This is a genomic window from Arenimonas sp., from assembly GCF_035312645.1.
In the GTDB taxonomy this organism is placed as follows: Bacteria; Pseudomonadota; Gammaproteobacteria; order Xanthomonadales; family Xanthomonadaceae; genus Arenimonas.
Window position 1 is genome coordinate 60,158 of record NZ_DATGBO010000042.1, and the last position, 20,180, is coordinate 80,337.

Below are 20,180 nucleotides of genomic sequence, written 5' to 3' on the forward strand. Positions count from 1 at the left end.
AACAACCATCCTCGCTGGCGCCATCCCGTAAAATGGCCGGATGGATGTTTCCTATCTGCTCGATGATCTCAATGCCGCCCAGCGCGAGGCGGTTTCCGCGACCCCCGGCCACTACCTCGTGCTCGCAGGTGCGGGCTCGGGCAAGACGCGCGTGCTCACGCATCGCATCGGCTGGTTGAACCAGGTCGTCGGCGTGCCGGCGCACGGCATTCTCGCGGTCACCTTCACCAACAAAGCCGCAGCGGAAATGCGCGTCCGCGTCGATGCGCTGCTCAATGGCGGAATGCGCGGCATGTGGGTCGGCACCTTCCACGGCCTCGCGCATCGACTGCTGCGCCTGCACTGGCAGGAAGCCGGATTGCCGGAGTCATTCCAGGTGCTCGATGGCGACGATCAATTGCGCCTGATCAAGCGCATCGCCAACGATCTCGAACTCGACGATGGTCGTTTTCCACCACGGCAACTGGTGTGGTGGATCAACGCCCAGAAAGACGAAGGCCACCGCGCGAAACACATCCAGGTGCCGGGCGGCGACTTTTTCACCAAGACGATGCTGCGCGTCTATGAGGAATACGAACAGCGCTGTCAGCGCGCGGGCCTGGTGGATTTCGCCGAGATCCTGCTGCGCGCGCACGAGTTGTGGCTGGAACATCCGGTCCTGCTGCAGCACTACCAGCAGCGCTTCCGGCAGATCCTGGTCGACGAATTCCAGGACACCAACAGCATCCAGTACGCCTTCATCCGCGTACTCGCCGGCGAGACCGGGCAAGTGTTCGTGGTCGGCGACGACGACCAGTCGATCTACGGCTGGCGCGGCGCAAAGGTCGAGAACATGCAGCGTTTCCTGCGCGATTACCCGAACGCAAGCACGATCAAGCTCGAGCAGAATTACCGCTCCAGCGGCAACATCCTCGCCGCCGCGAACGCGGTGATCGGCCACAACCCCGAGCGCCTCGGCAAGCAACTGTGGACAGCCGACGGCGAAGGCGAGCTGATCGATCTCTATGCCGCCTACAACGAAGTCGACGAAGCGCGCTTCGTGGTCGAGCGCATCCGCGCGCATGTCAGCGACGGCGGCCACGCTGCCGAATGCGCGATTCTTTACCGCAGCAATGCGCAATCGCGGGCGATGGAAGAGCAGTTGCAGATGACCGGCATGCCGTACCGCGTCTACGGCGGCCAGCGCTTCTTCGAACGCATGGAAATCAAGGACGCGATGGCGTATCTGCGTCTGGTCGCGAATCGCGACGATGATGCGGCATTCGAGCGCGCGGTGAACACGCCGACGCGCGGCATCGGCGATCGCACGTTGGACGAGGTGCGGCGCGTGGCGCGCGCCAATGCGATTTCGCTATGGCGGGCAACGGAGCAGTTGGCCGATGGCAGCGCACTCGCCGGTCGCGCGCGCAACGCGATCAAGGGCTTTCTCGAACTGATCGCCGTGCTTGCGCAGGCAACGCCGACGCTGCCGTTGCACGAACAATTCGATCACGTGCTGGAACGCTCGGGCTTGCGCGCGCACTACACGGCCGAATCGAAAGGCCAGCTCGATTCGCGCACGGACAACCTCGATGAACTGGTATCGGTCGCGAGTCGCTTCGAGCGCCGCGACGACGAGGCCAGCGAGAGCATGAGCGAACTCGTCGCCTTCCTCGCCTACGCCGCGTTGGAAGCCGGCGAAGGTCAGGCCCAGGATGGCGAGGACGGCGTGCAGCTGATGACCTTGCACAGCGCGAAAGGCCTGGAGTTTCCGCTGGTGTTTCTGGTCGGGCTCGAAGAAGGTTTGTTCCCGAGCAACCGCTCCAGCGAAGAAAGCGGACGACTCGAAGAGGAACGCCGTCTCGCCTATGTCGGCCTGACCCGTGCACGCCAGAAGCTCACGCTCAGTTACGCCGAATCGCGGCGACTGCACGGCATGGAAATGATCGGCATGCCGTCGCGTTTCCTGCGGGAAATTCCCGCGGCGCTGCTGCATGAAGTGCGACCGAAGGTGAACGTCTCACGTCCCGGATTTTCACCCCGTTACGAAGAATCGCCTGCCGCTGGCGCCCTCCGTCTGGGCCAGCGCGTTCATCACGCGAGTTTCGGCAACGGCATCGTGATGGACAGCGAAGGCAGCGGCGCGCATGCGCGCGTGCAGGTCAATTTCGAGGATGCCGGCCCGAAGTGGCTGGTGCTCGCCTACGCGAATCTGGCGCCGGCGTAATTCGCGTACCGGACGAGCGCGAACTCGTCCGGTAGCGAGGCGCGATCATTTCTTGCCGATGCTCTCGACCACGCGGTCGAGATTGCTTTCCAGTGCCTGCTGCACCTTGGCTTCGGCATTGAGCGTGGTGTAGTCGATCTTCGAGCGGATGCCGGTACTCAGCGGACGACCGCCGCGACCGAATGGACGCACGCTGAGATACGCGGAGGTAAGGCTGGCGGTCTGGCCGTAGAAGCTGATGTCCTGGCTGCCGATGCCCTCGGCACGCACGCGGATGACCACGTCGGCACGGCCCGCGCTCTGCACGAGATGCAGGCCAGCGCCCGAGAGTTTTTCCTCGATCATCTGTTCGGCGGGAATGACCAGCGCGGGATCGCCCGAGCTTTGCACGATGAAGGTACGCGCACCGGTCAGGGCGGCGCCGGCGGCATCGTCGCGCAACTCGGCGCGCTCTTCGCCGCGCTGCGCCACGGCATCACGCAGCGGATGCGGACGCTCGCCGACCGGCGTTGCCGCGAGCGATGGCGTCATCGCGGCTGTCGCCGTGTTTCCGGTGCCTGGGGTTTGCGCCGTCGTCGTATTCGCCGCAGCGGTAGCATCCGTCACAGGCGGAACCGGTGGTGCGGGCACGGCCGGCGTGGCAGCCGATGTTGTCGCAGCGGTGGTCGCGGATGCGGTCGTTGCGGGCATCGCCGATGCCGCGCTGGTATCGACCACCGGTACCGGTGCGGTCGCGACGACATCGGGCGGCGTCGCGCTGGTGCCGAAAATCTTTCCGCGCAGTGCCCAGGCGCCGCCAGCCAGCAGCAGGAGCAACAGGCTCAACCCGGCCCACAATGGCGCGCGCGAAGGCCTCGCGGGCGGCGGCGATACCGAGGGCGGCTGGGTGATGCCGGGTTGGGTCTTGTTTTCAACCGCCGCCGTCGCAACTGCGGGCGCGACGGTGGGCGCACCCACCGAAGGCGGCGGCGTCGGTGCGCGCATGCCGATGCCGGGAGTGACCGGCGTGGCCATGCCGATCAAGGTGGCGGCCGGGCCGCTGGGAGCAGCGGTCTTGATGCTGAGCGGACCGCCGACGGAAACCAGCGGGTGCTTTTCCAGATCGGCGATCAGCTCATGCGTGCTCTGGTAGCGATCGGCGGGATCCTTGGCGAGCATCCTGGCGAGAATCGCCGCGACTTCCGGATCGACGGTGGAATTGATTTCACGCACATCGGGAATTTCCGACTGCACGACATCGAGCATCAGCTTGAGCGGGCTCTCGTCGGAGAACGGCGTGCGGCCGGTCAACGACTCGAACAGCACGATGCCGAGAGCGAAAATATCCGAGCGCTGGTCGACGGCCTTGCCCAGGCAGACTTCCGGCGAGAGATAGCCGGGCGTGCCGACGAATTCGCCGGTGCCGGTGAGCTTGCTGTTGAAATCGTGATTGGCGAGCGCGATGCCGAAATCGGCAATCTTCACCTGGCCGCGTTGGCTGAGCATCAGGTTGGCGGGCTTGATATCGCGATGGATCACGCCGCGGTCGTGGGCGACCGACAGGCCCTGCGCGGATTGATGCAGGATCTTGAGCGCGTCGCCGACGGTGAGGCGACCTTCGCGCTTGAGCAGCCCCGAAAGCGATTCGCCGTCCACGAACTCCATCACGAAGAACGGCTGCTCGTTTTCCTGGCCAATGAAATAGATCTGGATGATGTGCGGATCGTTGAGCGAGGCCATCGAGCGCGCCTCGCGCAGGAAGCGCTCGACCAGCAAAGCGTCGTGGGCCAGCGACGGCGCCAGCTCCTTGATCGCGACGTAGCGCGTCAACGCCGGCTCATAGCCTTTGTAAACCACGCCCATTCCGCCCCGACCCAGCTCGGCGACAATTTCGTAATGACCAACCCGCGTCTTCATGAACTGCATCCCTTCCCGTTGACCGCATGGTAGACCCGCGTTCCCTGCACGGGAAGCAAGGGCCGGAACCCCGCGAGTGGGCCGGAAAAGTGCTTCCGGCGACATGTGCTGTTACGCATTCGAATGCCCTGGACGGCCGTTTTCGCGACCTTTTTCCCACTGCGGCGTCGAAAAACCGGCCTTTGCCGCGACAGGAGAACGCGACCCTATCCAAATTTGTGACGCACGTCACAGAGTGTTTTATGGGGGATCCACCACTCCCGACCCGCCAGTCGAGCCGAAAAGAGTGCGGCTGAACTCATCGGAAGGCCGCTGAGTGTGCCGGCGGCGGCACGCACGCAACGCTCGCAACGCAAAGCAGCGCGAATATTCTCCTCAGCGCTGATAGACATCCGGCCGGTAGCGCTCCATGAAGCGCTCGGGTCGGCTTAACGGAGCGAAATCATGCTGCGCATAGAGCCCGTGCGCATCGGCGGTGGCGAGCAGGAAGCGGCGCAGGCCCTGCAGGTCAGGATGGGCATCGATCGCCCGCAGCATCGCCTTGCCCACGCCCACACCACGCGCGTCGGGCAGCACGAAAACATCGCAAAGATAGGCGAAGGTCGCGCGATCGCTGACCACACGCGAAAAGCCGACGAACTTCCCGTCCAGCAACGCACTGAAACACAGCGAGTTTGCGATCGCCGCTTCAACCACCGGACGCGGCACGCCACGGCACCAATACGAATCCTTGCTGAGGAAATCGTGCACGACGTCGATATCGATGTCGGCGGCATCGACGCTGATACGCAGAGCCGCAGTCATCGTCATCGCATTCGCTGTCATGGGCGTGATCGCTTCCTGGCGTCGGACCGAATCGGCGATGCTCCCGACGAGCCGGAAGCATCGCAAAAGCCGCCAGCCGCCTCAAGAGCCTTAGAATCCCGATATCGCCGCAACGAGCACCGCCATGACCCGCCTTGTCCTGATCGACGGCTCCTCCTATCTGTATCGCGCATTCCATGCGCTGCCGCCGCTGACTGCGCCTGACGGTTCGCCGACCGGCGCGCTGTTCGGCATCGTCAACATGCTGCGCGCAACGCTGAAGGAAAACCCCGACTACGCCGCTTTCGTCGTCGATGCTTCCGGTCCGACCTTCCGCGATGCGATGTATCCCGAGTACAAGGCGAATCGCCCGACGATGCCCGACGATCTGCGCGCGCAGGTCGAGCCGATGATGAAGATCGTCGAGGCACTCGGCTTCCCCATCCTGCGCGTGGGCGGCGTTGAAGCCGACGATGTGATCGGTACGTTGGCGTTGCAGGCGCACGCCGAAAACATTCCAGTGATGATCTCGACCGGCGACAAGGATTTCGCGCAACTCGTGCGCCCGGGCATCACCCTGACCAACACGATGACCGGCAGCTTGTATGACGAGGCCAAGGTCTTCGAGAAGTTCGGCGTGCGCCCCGACCAGATCATCGATTACCTGTCGCTGATGGGCGATACCGTCGACAACGTGCCCGGTGTCGACAAATGCGGGCCGAAAACCGCCGCGAAATGGCTGGCCGAATACGGCACGCTGGCGGCGGTGATGGAGCATGCCGACAAGATCAGCGGCAAGATCGGCGAGAACCTGCGCGCGGCGCTGCCGCGTCTGCCGCTGAGCCGTGATCTGGTGACGATCAAGACCGACGTGCCACTCGATCTCACGCCAAAACAACTGAAACTTCGCGAGCGCGACCAGGTCGCGTTGCGTGAGCTGTTCACGCAATACGGATTTCACGCCGCGCTGCGCGAGCTCGATGGTGGCACAGCGACGGGCGGTGGCGCAGCGGCCGGCGGCAAGCCGAAGCCATCGTTCCAGGCCGCGACAACTTCAACGGAAGCCGAAACGCCGGATGCCGCGCTGTCGGTCAAGGGCGAGTATGAAACCATCCTTACGCTCGCGCAGCTCGATGCCTGGGTGGAAAAAATTCGCGATGCCGATTTGATTTCCTTCGACACCGAAACCGACGCGCTGGATCCGATGCGCGCGAATCTCGTTGGCATCAGTCTCTGTGTTCAAACCGGTCGCGCCGCCTACCTGCCGCTTGGCCATGATTTTCCCGGCGCGCCGACGCAGTTACCGATGGCTGAAGCGCTGGATGCGTTGCGGCCGATTCTCGAAGACGCCGGCAAGCGTAAGGTCGGTCAACACGGAAAATACGATCTGCATGTGCTGCGTCGCCACGGCATCGCCGTCCAGGGCTACGCCGAAGACACGATGCTGGAAAGCTTCATCTGGAACGCCGGCATCCAGCGTCACGACATGGATTCGCTGGCGACAAAATACCTGGGCTACACAACCATCCGCTACGAGGAAGTTGCCGGCAAGGGCGCCAAGCAGATCAAGTTCTCGCAGGTCGCTCTGGAAGAAGCGACAGCCTACGCGGCCGAGGATGCCGACATCACGTTGCGTCTGCACCAGGTGTTGTCGGCGAAACTGGCAAGCGTTCCGTCGCTGGAAAAAGTCTACCGTGAGATCGAGATGCCGCTGGTGCCGGTGCTCGAACGCATGGAAGCGACCGGCGTGATGATCGATGCGACGGAGTTGCGCCGGCAAAGCGTCGACCTGTCGCAGCGCATGCTGGTCGCGCAACAGCGCGCCACCGAACTGGCAGGCCGCACCTTCAATCTCGATTCGCCCAAGCAGATCGGCGCGTTGTTGTTCGATGAACTCAAACTCCCGGCGCTGGTGAAGACACCGACCGGCGCGCCCTCGACCAATGAAGAGGCGCTGGAAGCGATCGCCGACCAGCACGAATTGCCGCGCCTGATCCTCGACTACCGCGGTCTCGCAAAACTGCGCAGCACCTACACCGACAAATTGCCGGAGATGGTCAATGCTGTGACCGGTCGCGTGCACACCAGCTATCACCAGGCCGGCGCCGCCACCGGTCGCCTGAGCTCGAACGATCCGAACCTGCAGAACATTCCGATCCGTACCGAGGATGGGCGCCGCATCCGCCGGGCTTTCGTCGCACCTGCGGGGCGCAAGATCGTCGCCTGCGACTACTCGCAGATCGAGCTGCGAATCATGGCGCACCTGTCCGAAGATCCCGGTTTGTTGAAAGCCTTCGCAAGCGGCCAGGACGTACACCGCGCGACGGCGGCGGAGGTATTCGGCGCCACGCTGGAAACCGTCACCAGCGATCAGCGCCGCGCCGCCAAGGCGATCAATTTCGGGCTGATGTATGGCATGAGTGCCTTCGGGCTGGCGCGCCAGCTCGGCATCGGTCGTGGCGAGGCGCAGGATTACATCGCGCTTTATTTCGCCCGCTATCCCGGCGTGCGCGACTTCATGGAACGCGTGCGGCAACAGGCGCGCGCCGATGGTTTTGTCGAAACCGTATTTGGCCGCCGCCTGTATCTGGCCGAGATCCATTCTAAGAATCAGGGCCAGCGCGCCGGCGCCGAACGCGCGGCGATCAACGCGCCGATGCAAGGCACCGCCGCCGACATCATCAAGCGCGCGATGGTCCGCGTCGACGAATGGCTGCAGCCGCATTCAGCGCGCGCGCTGATGCTGATGCAGGTTCACGATGAACTGGTGTTCGAGGTCGACGGCGATTTCGTCGATACGCTATTGCCCGCGGTGCGATCGCGCATGGAGTCCGCGGCGCAATTGCGTGTGCCATTGGTCGTGGATGTCGGCGTCGGCGAAAATTGGGACGAAGCGCATTGATGAAACCGCCTACACCACGGCGCGCGTCTAGTCTCTAAACGCTGACTGAATCGCACGAAATCTTAACGATGCGATTCACGAACTTCTCATCGCGCGGGTGTTCATATGAGCCGCAACGGATGCAACGTCCGTTGTTGGATCAACTCCCTCCCCTGAGGTGATCCTGATGAAGCCGGCTTTCCCCAGCCCGCTTCAACCCCCGGGCCCCGCAAGCTTCCCCTGGCTTGCGGGGCTTTTTTATTGCCGCGATTTTTCCTGTCTGTAGAAGCGGCACGCGCCGCGATTTCTCCGTTGCGCGTCGCAAGCTGCAGAAATCGCGGCTTACGCCGCTCCTACGGGTCTGCGAGCCAATCGCGCGGCTGCAGATAGGCATCCAGTCGCGCCTCGGCACTGCCGGGCTCGGGCTGGTAGCCGTATTCGAAGCGCACGCGCGGCGGCAGGCTCATCAGGATGCTTTCGGTACGGCCGCCGCTTTGCAGCCCGAACAAGGTGCCGCGATCCCAGACCAGGTTGAACTCGACGTAGCGACCGCGGCGGTAAAGCTGGAATTCGCGCTCGCGCTCGCCGAAGGGCGTGTTCCTGCGCTTCTCCACGATCGGCAGATAGGCATCGAGAAACCCGTTGCCGACGGCGCGCTGATAGGCGAAGCATTTTTCGAAATCGTCGCCGCTCAAATCATCGAAGAACAAGCCGCCGACTCCGCGCGCCTCGCCGCGATGCTTGAGAAAGAAATAACGATCGCACCAGGCCTTGTGCGCGGCGTAACGATCCTCGCCGAAAGGCCGGCAGAGATCGCGCGCCACCGTATGCCAGTGCCGCACATCGTCATCGAACGGATAGAAGGGCGTGAGATCGAAACCGCCACCGAACCACCAGATCGGCGCACGCCCCGGCGGCTGCGCTTCGAAATAGCGGACGTTGGCGTGACTGGTCGGCACGTACGGATTGCGCGGATGCATCACCAGCGATACACCGAGCGCGCGCCAGGGCGCGCCGGCAAGTTCGGGCCGATGCGCGGTCGCTGACGGTGGCAGCGTCGCCCCGCTGACGTCGGAAAAACCGACGCCGGCCTGCTCGAACACCGCGCCCTCCTTCATCACCCGTGAGCGGCCACCGCCGCCCTCGGCACGCTGCCACGTGTCCTCGACAAATTCGCCCTTACCATCGGCAGCGGTCAGTGCCGCGCAGAGGTGATCCTGCAGGTCGCGCAGGAAATCGTGGACGGACTGAAGTTGGCTCATGACGGGCTCGGCACCGGGCAGCGGAATGCCCGCGCATGATAGCCGCTGCCGCACTGGCTATAATCCCGGCAATCAATGACCAGTCCACCTGCCGCCAGCGCCCGCCTGCGCATCACCCACACCGACGACGGCGACGCCCTCATCCGCTTCGATTTCGGATCCGGCCCGGCCTCGCCCCTGCGCATTCCCTGCCCCGCCCTTGGCGCGTCAGGACTGTGCGAAACCTGGCATGGCGGCGAGATCACCGAATCGGCGGAAACCTGCGGCGCCGCTTGGGCGCATGGCGAGCACTACGCTCTGGTCGCGATCAGCGTCGAAGAGGTCGGGGGCGATGTCGAGCACGCCGCCGAACTCGCCTACGAGCGCCTGCTCACCTGCGTGCGGCCCTCGGCGCATCCGTTCCTGCTGCGCATCTGGAATTATTTCGGTGCGATCAACGACGGCGATGGTGATGGCGAACGTTATCGCCGTTTCTGCGTCGGCCGCGCGCGCGGTGTCGACGGCATGTTCAACGATCCGCCACCGGCCGCGACCGCGATCGGCGGCGATATCGACCCCGATGGCGCGGCGTGCGTGCAGGTCATCGCGCTATGCGCACGCGCGCCGGCGATCGCGCTGGAAAATCCGCGACAGACGCCGGCCTGGCGTTATCCGCGCGAATTCGGACCGGTCTCGCCGGGTTTCTCGCGTGGCGCTCTGCTCGATGCCGACACTGATCGTCCACGCCTGCTCGCCTCGGGCACGGCCAGCATCGTCGGCCATGTCTCGCAGCATGTCGGCAACGTCGCCGCGCAACTGCGCGAGAGCCTCGCCAACCTGGATTCGTTGCTTGCCGAGGGCGAGAAGAAGTGCGGCCGCGCGTTTCCGCTGGTCAATTGCGAAACGCTACGCGTCTATCTGCGCCATAGCGACGACCTGGTGCTCGCGCAGGCTGTCATTCGTGATTCGGGCATTCCTGCCGAGCAGGTGCTTTACCTGCGTGGCGACGTCTGTCGACGCGAGCTGGACGTGGAAATCGAAGGCGTGTTCGTCGCGGCGTGATGGCGTCGATGGCCATTTCGATTTCGATGGGTCTGAAAGCCCGACCATCACTATCCCTTCGATTTCATTGTCGTGAAGAAATCGCGGTCATGCCCGTTCCTGCGAAGCAAATCTTCAGTTCAACTCGACCCACACCGGCGCGTGATCGCTTGGACGATCCCAGGTGCGCGGCTCGCGATCGATCACCGCGCCGATGCAGCGCGACTTCAGCGCCTCGCTGATCAGCGCGAAATCGATGCGCAGTCCGAGATTGCGACGGAAGCCCGCGGCGCGGTAATCCCACCAGCTGAAATGCCCGCCCTCGCCGCTGTGCAGGCGGAAGCTGTCGTGCAGACCGAGATCGATCAAGCGGCTCAGTGCAGCGCGTTCGGCGGTCGAGGTCAGGATGCTGTCGTCGTTCCAGATGGCGGGGTCATGCACGTCGCGGTCATCGGGGGCGATGTTGAAATCGCCGAGCACCACGAGCTCGGGATGTGCCTTGATTTCCTGCGCCAGCCAGCCATGCACGGCATCCAGCCAGCGCAGTTTGTAGTCGTATTTCTCGGTGCCGATATCCTGGCCGTTGACCACGTACAGATCGACGATGCGGATGCCGGCGACGGTCGCGGCAATCACGCGTTTCTGTTCGTCCTCGAAGCCCGGAATGCCGATCTGCACCTCGGTCGCCGGCGTTCGGCTCAGGATTGCCACGCCGTTGTAGGTTTTCTGCCCTGAAAACACGCTGCGATAACCGAGCTCGGCGAGCGCACTGTCGGGAAAGCGGCTGTCCTCGAGCTTGGTTTCCTGCAACGCGACCACGTCGGGGGCGCGCAGTTTGAGCCATTCCTCGAGATGTGGCAGGCGCACGTTGAGCGAGTTGACGTTCCAGCTGGCGATCTTCATGGCAGGGCCCGACGATGACTTGCCGGCGAGTGTACCTGCGGCACCGGCCATGATCACGGGCTTCACCGCGACGCAGAACAAGGCAACAATGGCCGCCTGCACACCGAGGACCGTCGCACATGAACTGGATCGACCTGCGCAGCGACACCATCACCCGTCCGACCGCGACGATGTTGGCAGCAGGCACAAACGTGCCGGTCGGCGACGATGTCTTCGGTGAGGATCCCAGTGTCAACGCGCTGCAGGAACGTCTTGCGGATGAGCTTGGCTTCGCTGCCGGCCTGTTCGTCGCCAGTGGTACGCAATCGAACCTGCTCGCGCTGATCGCGCATTGCGAACGCGGCGACGAATACCTCGTCGGCAGCGAGGCGCATACCTTCAAGTTCGAAGGCGGCGGTGCGGCGGTGCTCGGCTCGATCCAGCCGCAGCCGATTCCGCAATCACCGGATGGCACGCTGCCATTGGATCTGGTCGCGAAGGCGGTGAAGCCGATAGGTGATCCGCACTTCGCACGTTCAAAACTGCTGGCGCTGGAAAACACTTGGGGCGGTCGTGTGCTGCCACGCAGCTATCTCGCCGAAGCGCGTGCGCTCGCGCACAGCAAAGGCCTGGCGATCCATCTCGACGGTGCGCGGCTGTTCAACGCGGCGGTCGCCGATGGCGTGCACGCGCGCGAGATCGCCCGGCATTTCGACAGTGTGTCGGTGTGTTTTTCGAAAGGGCTGGGCGCGCCGATCGGCTCGATGCTGCTCGGCGACGAAGCCCTGATCGCGAAAGCACGACGCTGGCGCAAGGTCGTCGGCGGCGGCTGGCGACAGGCCGGCGGACTCGCGGCGATGGCGAATCACGCGCTCGATCATCACGTCGCACGCCTCGCCGACGATCATCGTCGCGCCCGCGAACTCGCCGATGCCCTGCGCGAGCTTCCCGGTTTCAGCGTCGAAGGCCCGCATACCTGCATGGTGTTCGTCACGCCCGCTGCTGGGCGCATGCCGGCGCTGGACGCGCACCTGGCCGCGCAAGGCATTCGCGTTTTCCCCGGCGGTGCCAGCAAACGCCTGGTGCTGCATCTGGATATCGACGACGCCGGTCTGCAACGTGCGATCGCCGCGTTCCGCAGCTTTCCGGGTTGAAAATCAGATGATGCCGGGCTCCGGCTCGGGCTCGCGTGATTTGCCACGCGCCATCTCCGCACCGGCATCGCGCGGCAAGCGCCACATCAACCAGGCGGAACTTGCCGAGATCGCCGCGACAACGACGAAGGCGATCATGAAGTTCGTCGGCGCGGTGATGCGCGTGCCGGTGAAATCGCCGGCGAGCTGCAAAGCGTAACCGCCGATCGCCACGCCCAGACTCAGCGACAGCTGCTGCATCATGCCGGTCAGGCTGCTGGCGTGGCCCATGCGCGGCGATGCCACTTCTGCATAGCTGATCGCGTTGAGGCTGGTGAACTGCAGCGAGCGCAGGCAGCCGCCGAGCAACAGCACCGACATGATCAGCGGTGCCGGCGTGTCGGCGCGGAACAATCCGTACATCGCCAGCAATGCCGATGCGATCAGTGCGTTGATCGTCAGCACGCGCCGGAATCCCCAGCGCTGCAGGATGCGTGTAGCGATCGTCTTCATGAACATCGCGCCGACCGCGGACACGAAAGTCAGCAGGCCCGACTGCAATGGATTGAGTCCGAAACCCAGCTGCAGCATCAACGGCAACAGGAATGGCGTCGCGCCGATGCCGATCCGGAACAGGCTGCCGCCGACCACGCCGGCGCGAAATGTCGGCAGGCGAAACAAGTCGAGATCAAGCAGCGGATGCGGATGCCGGCGTGCATGCCATACATATCCGGCCAGCGCGCCGAGGCCGGCGCAGAGGCAGGCGACCGATAGCGGCGTCGACACCAGATGCCGGCCGAGCGTGGAAAATCCGAACAGCGTCATGCCCAGACCAAGCCCGGAATAGGCAAAACCCAGCCAGTCCAGCGGCGGTGGCGGCTCGCGCACATCGGGGATGAAGCGCCGGCCCAGCGCGATGCCGACCAAGCCCATCGGCAGATTGATCAGGAAGATCCAGCGCCAATCGAAATACGTGGTGATGAAACCACCCAGCGGCGGCCCGACCATCGGGCCGACCAGCGCCGGAATCGTCAGGTAACTCATCACCTGCACCAGTTCCGATTTCGGCACGGTGCGCAGCAATACCAGTCGCCCGACCGGCACCATCATCGCGCCCCCGAGGCCCTGCAAAAATCGCGCGGCGACCATCTGCGCTAGCGTATTGCTGCCGGCGCAGGCGAGCGAGCCGAGCAGGAACACCGCGATCGCAACGGTGAAGATGTTGCGCGCGCCGAAACGGTCGGCGACCCAGCCACTGACCGGAATGAAGATCGCCAGGCTGATCAAATAGGTCGTCAACGCGAGCTTGAGTGCGATCGCCTCGACATGCAGATCGCTGGCGATCGCCGGCAGCGACGTCGCGATCACCGTCGAATCCATGTTCTCGATGAACAACGCGCAGGCGACGATCAACGGCAGCAGCATTTTCCGGCTCATCGCAGGCCTGCCACAAACCGGATCGGGGACATCAGCATCCGGCTAGCGTCGCCGATGCGGCTGCCACGATGCAAGGCGATTCGCGCCGCGCTTATGCCGCCAAGCCGTGACTGCGCAGCAAGGCCTCCGGCTCTGGCTCGCGACCTCGGAACGCGACGAAGCTCTCCAGCGCTGGTCGCGAGCCGCCGACGGCGAGGATTTCGCGACGATACCGCGCGCCGGTTTCGGCATCGAACACGCCGGCCTCCTCGAATGCTGCGAACGCATCGGCGCTGAGCACTTCCGCCCACAGATAGCTGTAGTAGCCAGCCGCATAGCCGCCGCTGAAGATGTGCGTGAATGCCTGCGGCGAACGATGCCAGGCCGGCGGCACGATCACCGCGACTTCGTCGCGGACTTGCGCGAGGATTTCCAGCGTACGCGGCCCGCGCGCGGCATCGAATTCCAGATGCAGGCGGAAATCGAACAGCGCGAATTCCAGCTGTCGCACCAGGAACAGGCCGGCGTGGAAATGCCGGGCCGCGAGCATCTTCTGATACAGCGCTTCCGGTAGGATTTCACCGCTCTGCCAGTGCCGCGCAAACGCATTGAGCGCCTCGCGCTGCCAGCCGTAGTTCTCCATGAACTGGCTGGGCAACTCGACCGCGTCCCACTCCACGCCATTGATGCCGCCGACGCTGGGCCAGCGCACGTCGGTCAGCAGGTGATGCAGGCCGTGACCGAACTCATGGAACAACGTAAGCACCTCGTTGTGCGTGAGCAAGGATGGCTTGCCGTCGCTCGTTGGCGGCCGCTCCTGCGCATCCTGCGCCCGCGGCACTTGCCCTTCCATGGGCGGCGAAAAGTTGCAGGTGAGAAACGCGACCGGCTTGCGCGCGTCCGTGCCCTCGCCCAGCGGTGTGCGGCAGATATCCATCCAGGCGCCGCCGCGCTTGCCGCTGCGCGCGTAGTGATCGAGATAGACGCCGGCACGCACGGAACCGTCGGCGTCGACGAGATCGAAGAACTGCACATCCGGATGCCAGACATCGACACCTGCGCGCTCGACCATGCGCACGCCGAATATTTTTTCCGTCAGCTCGAACAGGCCGGTCATCACCTGCGGCAAGGGGAAATACGGCTTGATGTCTTCCTCGGAAAAATCGAAACGGCGCTCGCGCAGTTTCTCGCTGGCGTAGGCCACGTCCCAGGGTTGCAGGTCGGCGATCGCGAGCTCACTGGCGGCGAAGGCGCGCAGACCGGCGAGTTCGCGTGCTGCGACCGGTCGCGCTTTCGCGGCGAGATCGTGCAGGAATTTCAGCACGCGCTCCGGCGTTCCGGCCATCTTGTCGACCAGCGAAAGATGCGCGCTCGAGGCGAAACCGAGCAGCTGTGCACTTTCGTGACGCAAAGCGAGGATCTGGCCGATGCGTGCGGAATTGTCGTACGCGTGGTCGCCAGGGCCCTGGTCGGAGGCGCGGGTGTTGTAGGCGGTGTAGATTTCCTCGCGCAACGCGCGATCATCGGCGAAAGTCAGGATCGCCTGCACCACAGGACCCTTGAGCGTCGCCAGCCAACCGTCGACGCGTTTGTCCTTGGCCGCATGTGCGAGCATCGAACGCACCGAATCCGACAATCCGGCGAGCTCGGCTTCGCTGACGGATCGCGTCCAGGCGTCGGTGGCATCGAGCACGGCTTCCTCGAAACCGGTCGCGACCTTGCTCAGTTCGTTCTGGATGTCACGGAAACGCGTGCGCGCCGGCTCTTCCAGCGCCACGCCGGCGAGACGGAAGCCGCGCAGGCTGTCCTCGACCAGAGTCTGCTGCGCGCGCTCGAGATTCGCGAACGCTGGCGCATTGCGCACCGCCTGCACCGCCTCGAACAACGCGTGATTCTGGCCCAGCGCGCTGCTGTGTTCGGTGATCTTTTCCAGCGCGGCCGAGTACGCCTCACGCAGGGCCGGTGAATCTTTCACGCCATGCAGATGCGATACCGGCGCGAACACGCGGCCGAGTTTTTCCTCGAGACTTTCCAGCGGCGCGACCAGCGCGGCGAAATCGCGCGCCCGCGCATCGGCGGTGAGGTCATCGACCGCGGCCTGATAGTCGGCGAGCACGGAGTCGATGGCGGGGAGGACCTGGTCGGGCGTGATTGCCGAAAAGGGTGGCAGCTCGCCATCGGCGAGCAAGGGGTTGGCGGTCGTGGTCATGCCCTCAAGATGGCGGGGAAGACATGGCTTTTCAAGCGCGACGATGCCCCTCAGTGCCCGCCAATCGCCGCGAGATCGAGCGGCTGGATGCTCATGACGCGACAGTGCACCTGCCCGGCGACGACATCACCGCTGCCGGCGCGCAATCGACCGCCAAAACCATCGAGAGCGAGCGTGCGCTGGAAATCCAGGCTCGTGCAGTTGTTGCGCAGGCGCAGCAGGTAGGCGGTATCCGGGCGCGTCCAGACCGCCACCAAGCCGTCGTCGACCTTCTCCCAGTTGTACAGAGTGACGAAACTGAATTCGGCGATCTCGGCGCCAGCGTGCTCGGTGTAGCGCGTCGCCGTCCGAGCGTCGCTGCGATGGCCGTTGCCGGCGCAGGCCGCCGCCAACAGGGACAGGCCAAGCATCGGAATCCATCGGATTTTCATTGCCGGCTCCATTGCGGTGGATGCGGCCGACGCGACGCCGGTGCAAAGCCGACGCGCGTCGAACCGTTTGGCGCGACATCATCAGGTCGCGCGGGTGCCGGGAATTTCCGCGACACCCGCGATGCGATCAGGCGTGCCGGTCGTGTTTCATCTTCACCAGGTCGATCGGCTGGATCGTGGTGATGCGGCAACGGACCTGGCCGATCACGACATCGTCGCTGCCAGCACGCAGCTTGCCGCTGATGCCGTCGACGCCGCCGATCTGCATCTTCACTTGGCTATCGAGCGCATCGCAGCGATTCTTCAGCGTCAACAGATAGGCCGTGCTCGGCTTGGTCCAGACCACGACCGACTTGTCGCCGGTGCGCTGCCAGTTGTAGAGATTGGTGTAGTTGACCACGCTGACTTCCGCGCCGGCGTAGTCGCGATAGTCCAGGTGCGCTTTGGCCTTGCCAGCCGGCGCGCCGAGGCAGGCGCTGGATGCGACGCAGAGGCTTAGAAACATCATCGTTCGGATTTTCATCGTCATCGTTCCTTGGTTGCTTTCGGGGGGACACACTGCAACACCGTCGACTCAACGGGTCAACCAGGCGACCGCGCGTCGGGCCAGGTCGCTGTAAGGCGCGTCGAACAGGAACATGCCGTTGAGCCGCGATTGGTACATTACCGGCATCGACTTGCTGAACGTCAGAAAGCCGGCATGGCCGTGGTAATGGCCCATGCCGCTGGCACCGACGCCGCCTACCGGCAACTCGTCCTGGCCGAACTGGATGATCACGTCGTTGACGCAGACGGTGCCGGCGCTGATGCGGTCGAGCGAACGTGCAAGCCGCGTCTTGTCGCGATCGAACGGATAGAACGCCAGCGGTTTGTCGCGCGCGAGGATGAAAGCGAGCGCCGCGTCATGCGAGTCGTAGCTGATCACCGGCAGGACCGGGCCGAAAATTTCCTGCTGCATCGCCTGGCAATCCAACGGCGGATCGAGCAGCACGGTCGGCGGAACGATCTCAACGCCGGTCGGCAAGGTTTCGCCGGCAGGCAGGTATTGCAGCACTTCCGTGCCGCGGGCACGCGCCTCGGCAATCCAGTCGCGCAGTCGCGTGGCCTGGCGCGAATTGACCACGGCGGTGTAGTCAGGATTGTCGGCCAGGGTCGGATAGCGGCGCGCGAAACTCGCCATCAGCGCGCTGACGAAGGCATCGCGTTTCGCACGCGGCACCAGTACGTAATCGGGCGCGACGCAGGTCTGGCCGGCGTTGAAACATTTGCCGAAGGCGATGCGGTCAGCGGCGTGCTCGACCGGATAGTCGGGTGCGATCAGCGTCGGCGATTTGCCGCCAAGTTCGAGCGTGACCGGCGTAAGGTTGGGCGCGGCCGCAGCCATGACATGGCGACCCACGGCGGTGGAGCCGGTGAACAGCAGATGGTCGAACGGCAATTGCGTGAATGCGGCGGCGAGATCGGCATCGCCCTGCACCAGCACGACCTGGTCGGGCGGAAAGACCTCGGCCAGCAGTCGCGCCATCAATGCACTGACTTTCGGCGTGAACTCGGACGGCTTGATCATCACGCGATTGCCCGCGGCGAGTGCGTTCACCATCGGCACCAATGCGAGCTGGAACGGATAATTCCACGGCGAAACGATGCCAACCACGCCCAGCGGCGCATAACGCATTTCCGCCCGCGCCGGCTTGAAGGTGAGGTTGACCGCACGTCGCGTCGGGCGCATCCAACGACGCAAGTGCTTGCGCGCATGCTTGATCTCGTCGAGCGTCACCATCACATCCGCGCCCAGGGTTTCCAGCGGCGCACGCCGGCCGAAATCTTCCGAGCAGGCCTGTACCAGTGCATCGCGATGCCGGCGCACGGCGAGCCCGAGACGATCCAGCGCTTCGCGGCGTTCGGCGTACGTGGAAATGTGCGCAAGCTGTGCGGCGCGCAGGCGCTCGAAGGAGGGGCGGAGGCTGTCGATGGGGCTGAACGGAGTATCCATGGCCGGAGTCTAGCGCGATGACCTCGTCGCGGCGTCAAAGCCGCGTCATCGGTTAGCCGATCGCTGCCGCGATTCATTCACTGGCCCGATTCCGTGGATTTTCGCCATTCGGGCGGTGCAGCAGGGATTGACCGGCGCTTCCCTGTTTACAATGCCGGCATGAATATCCGTCCCTTCGAAAATATCCTGCCCCGTCTCGGCGAACGCGTCTTCGTCGATCCCGCCGCGACCGTGATCGGCGATGTCGTGCTCGGCGACGATGTCTCGGTCTGGCCCGGCACCGTGATCCGCGGCGACGTCAACTACATCCGCATCGGTGCGCGCAGCAATATCCAGGACGGCACCATCATCCACGTCACCCACGACGGCCCGTACGGAAAACCCGGCGGCTTCGCCACGGTGATTGGTGCCGACGTCACCATCGGCCACGGCGCGATCGTGCATGCCTGCGTGATCGAAGACGCCTGCCTGATCGGCATGGGCAGCACAGTGCTCGATGGCGCGGTGGTGAAGACGAATGGTTTCGTCGGCGCCGGCGCAGTGATCCCGCCGGGCAAGATCGTCGGTAGCGGCGAGTTGTGGCTGGGCAATCCGGCCAAGTGCGTGCGCCGGCTCAGCGACAAGGAGATCGAGCAGCTTTATTATTCGGCGCAGCATTACGTGCGCCTGAAGGATCGCTACCTCGCGGCGTGATCGCCGCTATTCGGCTTCGGCGGCCTTGAGCCAATTGACGACGAAAGCGACGTAATCGAGATAATTGAGGTTGCCACGGTCGACGCCGAGCGCCTCGCATATTTTCGGCAGCGCCTGCGCGAATGCCTGGAAGCGCCGGCGGATGACCAGCTCACCGGGAATGTTTTCCCGCGTCGATGCCGTGCGCAACCAGTCGCGCAGGATGCCGATAACCTGATCCGGCGCATTGCGGTGGACGCGGATGTCCTGCCCGGCGATATCCGAAAGGAAGGCCTGGTAGCGATGCGGCTCGGCGTCGAGCACCAGCAGGCGTTTCTGGCGATTGCGCGTCTTGCCGAATTTCTTGCAGCCCAGATCCATGCCCAGCTCGAACGGCATGTTGAAGCGCGGCAAGCCGCTGTCGTGCTCGAGTCCGATGCGGGAAATGTCATGGACGCCGTAGCGACAGCCCTCGATCAACCGCGCCAGCTTCTCGACGCGGACATCGCCCGAGTCCGCTTCTTCCTTCGCGCAGCGCGGCACGAACCCGCAGGCCGACACCGTGAACACGATCACCTCGAACAACGGAAAATAAGCGGGATCGAACGGACAATTGATGAAGACGCTGTCTTCGTACGCGCGTTTCTTCGCCACGAACGATCAGCCGACGGAACGCTTGCGCGACGACTTGGTCTTGCCGTGCGCCTTGCTTTCCCCGAAAGCAAAACCGATATGGCCGCTGCCGCTGGCCGTATCCTCGATGCGCAACGGGCCAGACTTTTTCTCAAGCGGCGAACTGGCGCGGATCTCGCGAATGACCGCGCGCAGCTTCGCCGTGTCGATATTCCCGGAATATTTCCCGAGGCTCTTGATCACTACGGGATTGGTGGCCGGTTTCTTTTTCATGGCCTGATCGTACTCCAGACGCCGGGACCGGAAAATCACCGCCGCCGCGACAAAAATCAGCGCGCCGGTTCCGGTCGCGTCGCCGACTCCAGCGCGGTGAGATACGCCAGCGCCTGCGCGCGCGAATCACCGCACATATCCGGATGCGGGCGCAATTGCACGCAGACGACGGGGCGCTCCGGCTGGCCGAAGATCCGGCAGCGGTTGTCCTCACTCAGCTGAACGCAGCGCACTCCCGCCGGCTTGCCATTGGGCATGCCAGGAATCGGCGAACTGATCGACGGGGCGATGCAGCAGGCACCGCAACCGGCGCGGCAGGCGAAATCAGGGACGGGCATGTCCGTCAGACTAGCCGATCATCGCGCCCGTTCCGCTCAAAACCGCCGCCCGAAACCGGGGAATGCATCAATAAACCGGCTTTTGGTCTTGCACTGCAACACCCGGCTGGTGAAAAGTACCGGGTGCAATC

General features: G+C 64.1%; 17 protein-coding genes. 5 read left to right on the plus strand and 12 right to left on the minus strand.

The window, feature by feature from the left end:
- Window positions 1-40: 40 nt before the first annotated feature.
- Window positions 41-2,206, plus strand: coding sequence for a DNA helicase II (gene uvrD / locus VKM35_RS03565; RefSeq protein ID WP_324318425.1), 2,166 nt, complete (start codon window positions 41-43; stop codon window positions 2,204-2,206).
- A 45-nt stretch (window positions 2,207-2,251) separates the two neighbouring features.
- Here uvrD and VKM35_RS03570 read toward each other — a convergent pair whose 3' ends face one another.
- Entirely contained in the window at window positions 2,252-4,102 is a 1,851-nt protein-coding gene (locus VKM35_RS03570; protein WP_324318427.1) for a serine/threonine-protein kinase, read from the minus strand.
- 375 nt (window positions 4,103-4,477) lie between these two features.
- A complete protein-coding gene (locus tag VKM35_RS03575) occupies window positions 4,478-4,927 on the minus strand; it encodes a GNAT family N-acetyltransferase (protein ID WP_324318428.1) in 450 nt (149 codons plus the stop codon).
- Window positions 4,928-5,051: 124 nt separating this feature from the next.
- On the opposite strand from VKM35_RS03575, the gene polA reads away from it, so the two are divergent.
- Window positions 5,052-7,808, plus strand: coding sequence for a DNA polymerase I (gene polA, locus VKM35_RS03580; protein ID WP_324318430.1), 2,757 nt, complete (start codon window positions 5,052-5,054; stop codon window positions 7,806-7,808).
- Between the two features lie 332 nt (window positions 7,809-8,140).
- Here the strand turns inward: polA and hemF are convergent, their stop codons facing one another.
- Window positions 8,141-9,049, minus strand: a complete 909-nt coding sequence (hemF, locus tag VKM35_RS03585) for an oxygen-dependent coproporphyrinogen oxidase (protein ID WP_324318432.1) — start codon at window positions 9,047-9,049, stop codon at window positions 8,141-8,143.
- A gap of 75 nt (window positions 9,050-9,124) precedes the next feature.
- Here hemF and VKM35_RS03590 point away from each other — a divergent pair, with 75 nt between their 5' ends.
- The gene (locus VKM35_RS03590; protein WP_324318435.1) at window positions 9,125-10,090 is read left to right on the plus strand and encodes a pteridine-dependent deoxygenase; all 966 of its coding nucleotides are present in this window, start codon (window positions 9,125-9,127) and stop codon (window positions 10,088-10,090) included.
- A gap of 114 nt (window positions 10,091-10,204) precedes the next feature.
- On the opposite strand, the gene xth is transcribed toward VKM35_RS03590, so the two are convergent.
- Window positions 10,205-10,972 carry an exodeoxyribonuclease III gene (gene xth, locus VKM35_RS03595; RefSeq protein ID WP_324318437.1) on the minus strand — a complete coding sequence of 256 codons (768 nt, stop codon included), beginning with the start codon at window positions 10,970-10,972 and terminating at the stop codon, window positions 10,205-10,207.
- 119 nt (window positions 10,973-11,091) lie between these two features.
- Between xth and ltaE the strand changes: the two genes are divergently transcribed.
- Window positions 11,092-12,105, plus strand: a complete 1,014-nt coding sequence (ltaE, locus tag VKM35_RS03600; RefSeq protein WP_324318439.1) for a low-specificity L-threonine aldolase — start codon at window positions 11,092-11,094, stop codon at window positions 12,103-12,105.
- Window positions 12,106-12,108: 3 nt separating this feature from the next.
- Here ltaE and VKM35_RS03605 read toward each other — a convergent pair whose 3' ends face one another.
- The 5 genes from VKM35_RS03605 to VKM35_RS03625 form a co-directional block, all read right to left on the minus strand.
- A complete protein-coding gene (locus VKM35_RS03605) occupies window positions 12,109-13,509 on the minus strand; it encodes an MFS transporter (protein WP_324318440.1) in 1,401 nt (466 codons plus the stop codon).
- A 103-nt stretch (window positions 13,510-13,612) separates the two neighbouring features.
- Window positions 13,613-15,709 carry a M3 family metallopeptidase gene (locus VKM35_RS03610; protein WP_324318442.1) on the minus strand — a complete coding sequence of 699 codons (2,097 nt, stop codon included), beginning with the start codon at window positions 15,707-15,709 and terminating at the stop codon, window positions 13,613-13,615.
- Window positions 15,710-15,759: 50 nt separating this feature from the next.
- Window positions 15,760-16,140: a DUF6491 family protein gene (locus tag VKM35_RS03615; RefSeq protein WP_324318444.1), complete on the minus strand. Its 381-nt coding sequence runs from the start codon at window positions 16,138-16,140 to the stop codon at window positions 15,760-15,762.
- Between the two features lie 127 nt (window positions 16,141-16,267).
- Complete coding sequence (locus VKM35_RS03620) at window positions 16,268-16,663, minus strand: DUF6491 family protein (RefSeq protein ID WP_324318446.1); 396 nt, start codon at window positions 16,661-16,663, stop codon at window positions 16,268-16,270.
- A 51-nt stretch (window positions 16,664-16,714) separates the two neighbouring features.
- Window positions 16,715-18,133 carry a coniferyl aldehyde dehydrogenase gene (locus VKM35_RS03625; protein WP_324318448.1) on the minus strand — a complete coding sequence of 473 codons (1,419 nt, stop codon included), beginning with the start codon at window positions 18,131-18,133 and terminating at the stop codon, window positions 16,715-16,717.
- 159 nt (window positions 18,134-18,292) lie between these two features.
- On the opposite strand from VKM35_RS03625, the gene VKM35_RS03630 reads away from it, so the two are divergent.
- Window positions 18,293-18,826: a gamma carbonic anhydrase family protein gene (locus VKM35_RS03630; protein WP_324318450.1), complete on the plus strand. Its 534-nt coding sequence runs from the start codon at window positions 18,293-18,295 to the stop codon at window positions 18,824-18,826.
- A 6-nt stretch (window positions 18,827-18,832) separates the two neighbouring features.
- Here the strand turns inward: VKM35_RS03630 and VKM35_RS03635 are convergent, their stop codons facing one another.
- From VKM35_RS03635 to VKM35_RS03645, 3 genes are read right to left on the minus strand one after another with little or no spacing between them, the layout of a single operon-like run.
- Window positions 18,833-19,459, minus strand: a complete 627-nt coding sequence (locus VKM35_RS03635) for a hypothetical protein (RefSeq protein ID WP_324318452.1) — start codon at window positions 19,457-19,459, stop codon at window positions 18,833-18,835.
- A 6-nt stretch (window positions 19,460-19,465) separates the two neighbouring features.
- A complete protein-coding gene (locus tag VKM35_RS03640; RefSeq protein ID WP_324318454.1) occupies window positions 19,466-19,711 on the minus strand; it encodes a hypothetical protein in 246 nt (81 codons plus the stop codon).
- Between the two features lie 56 nt (window positions 19,712-19,767).
- Window positions 19,768-20,049: a YkgJ family cysteine cluster protein gene (locus VKM35_RS03645; RefSeq protein WP_324318456.1), complete on the minus strand. Its 282-nt coding sequence runs from the start codon at window positions 20,047-20,049 to the stop codon at window positions 19,768-19,770.
- Window positions 20,050-20,180 lie beyond the last annotated feature (131 nt).

What these genes read in the sequence shown, in the direction of transcription:
- polA (WP_324318430.1), top strand. Translation starts at nt 5,052, where the DNA reads ATGACCCGCCTTGTCCTGATCGACGGCTCCTCCTATCTGTATCGCGCA.
- VKM35_RS03645 (WP_324318456.1), bottom strand. Translation starts at nt 20,049, where the DNA reads ATGCCCGTCCCTGATTTCGCCTGCCGCGCCGGTTGCGGTGCCTGCTGC.
- xth (WP_324318437.1), bottom strand. Translation starts at nt 10,972, where the DNA reads ATGAAGATCGCCAGCTGGAACGTCAACTCGCTCAACGTGCGCCTGCCA.
- uvrD (WP_324318425.1), top strand. Translation starts at nt 41, where the DNA reads ATGGATGTTTCCTATCTGCTCGATGATCTCAATGCCGCCCAGCGCGAG.
- VKM35_RS03570 (WP_324318427.1), bottom strand. Translation starts at nt 4,102, where the DNA reads ATGAAGACGCGGGTTGGTCATTACGAAATTGTCGCCGAGCTGGGTCGG.
- VKM35_RS03575 (WP_324318428.1), bottom strand. Translation starts at nt 4,927, where the DNA reads ATGACAGCGAATGCGATGACGATGACTGCGGCTCTGCGTATCAGCGTC.
- VKM35_RS03590 (WP_324318435.1), top strand. Translation starts at nt 9,125, where the DNA reads ATGACCAGTCCACCTGCCGCCAGCGCCCGCCTGCGCATCACCCACACC.
- hemF (WP_324318432.1), bottom strand. Translation starts at nt 9,049, where the DNA reads ATGAGCCAACTTCAGTCCGTCCACGATTTCCTGCGCGACCTGCAGGAT.
- VKM35_RS03605 (WP_324318440.1), bottom strand. Translation starts at nt 13,509, where the DNA reads ATGCTGCTGCCGTTGATCGTCGCCTGCGCGTTGTTCATCGAGAACATG.
- VKM35_RS03610 (WP_324318442.1), bottom strand. Translation starts at nt 15,709, where the DNA reads ATGACCACGACCGCCAACCCCTTGCTCGCCGATGGCGAGCTGCCACCC.
- VKM35_RS03630 (WP_324318450.1), top strand. Translation starts at nt 18,293, where the DNA reads ATGAATATCCGTCCCTTCGAAAATATCCTGCCCCGTCTCGGCGAACGC.
- VKM35_RS03615 (WP_324318444.1), bottom strand. Translation starts at nt 16,140, where the DNA reads ATGAAAATCCGATGGATTCCGATGCTTGGCCTGTCCCTGTTGGCGGCG.
- ltaE (WP_324318439.1), top strand. Translation starts at nt 11,092, where the DNA reads ATGAACTGGATCGACCTGCGCAGCGACACCATCACCCGTCCGACCGCG.
- VKM35_RS03620 (WP_324318446.1), bottom strand. Translation starts at nt 16,663, where the DNA reads ATGAAAATCCGAACGATGATGTTTCTAAGCCTCTGCGTCGCATCCAGC.
- VKM35_RS03640 (WP_324318454.1), bottom strand. Translation starts at nt 19,711, where the DNA reads ATGAAAAAGAAACCGGCCACCAATCCCGTAGTGATCAAGAGCCTCGGG.
- VKM35_RS03625 (WP_324318448.1), bottom strand. Translation starts at nt 18,133, where the DNA reads ATGGATACTCCGTTCAGCCCCATCGACAGCCTCCGCCCCTCCTTCGAG.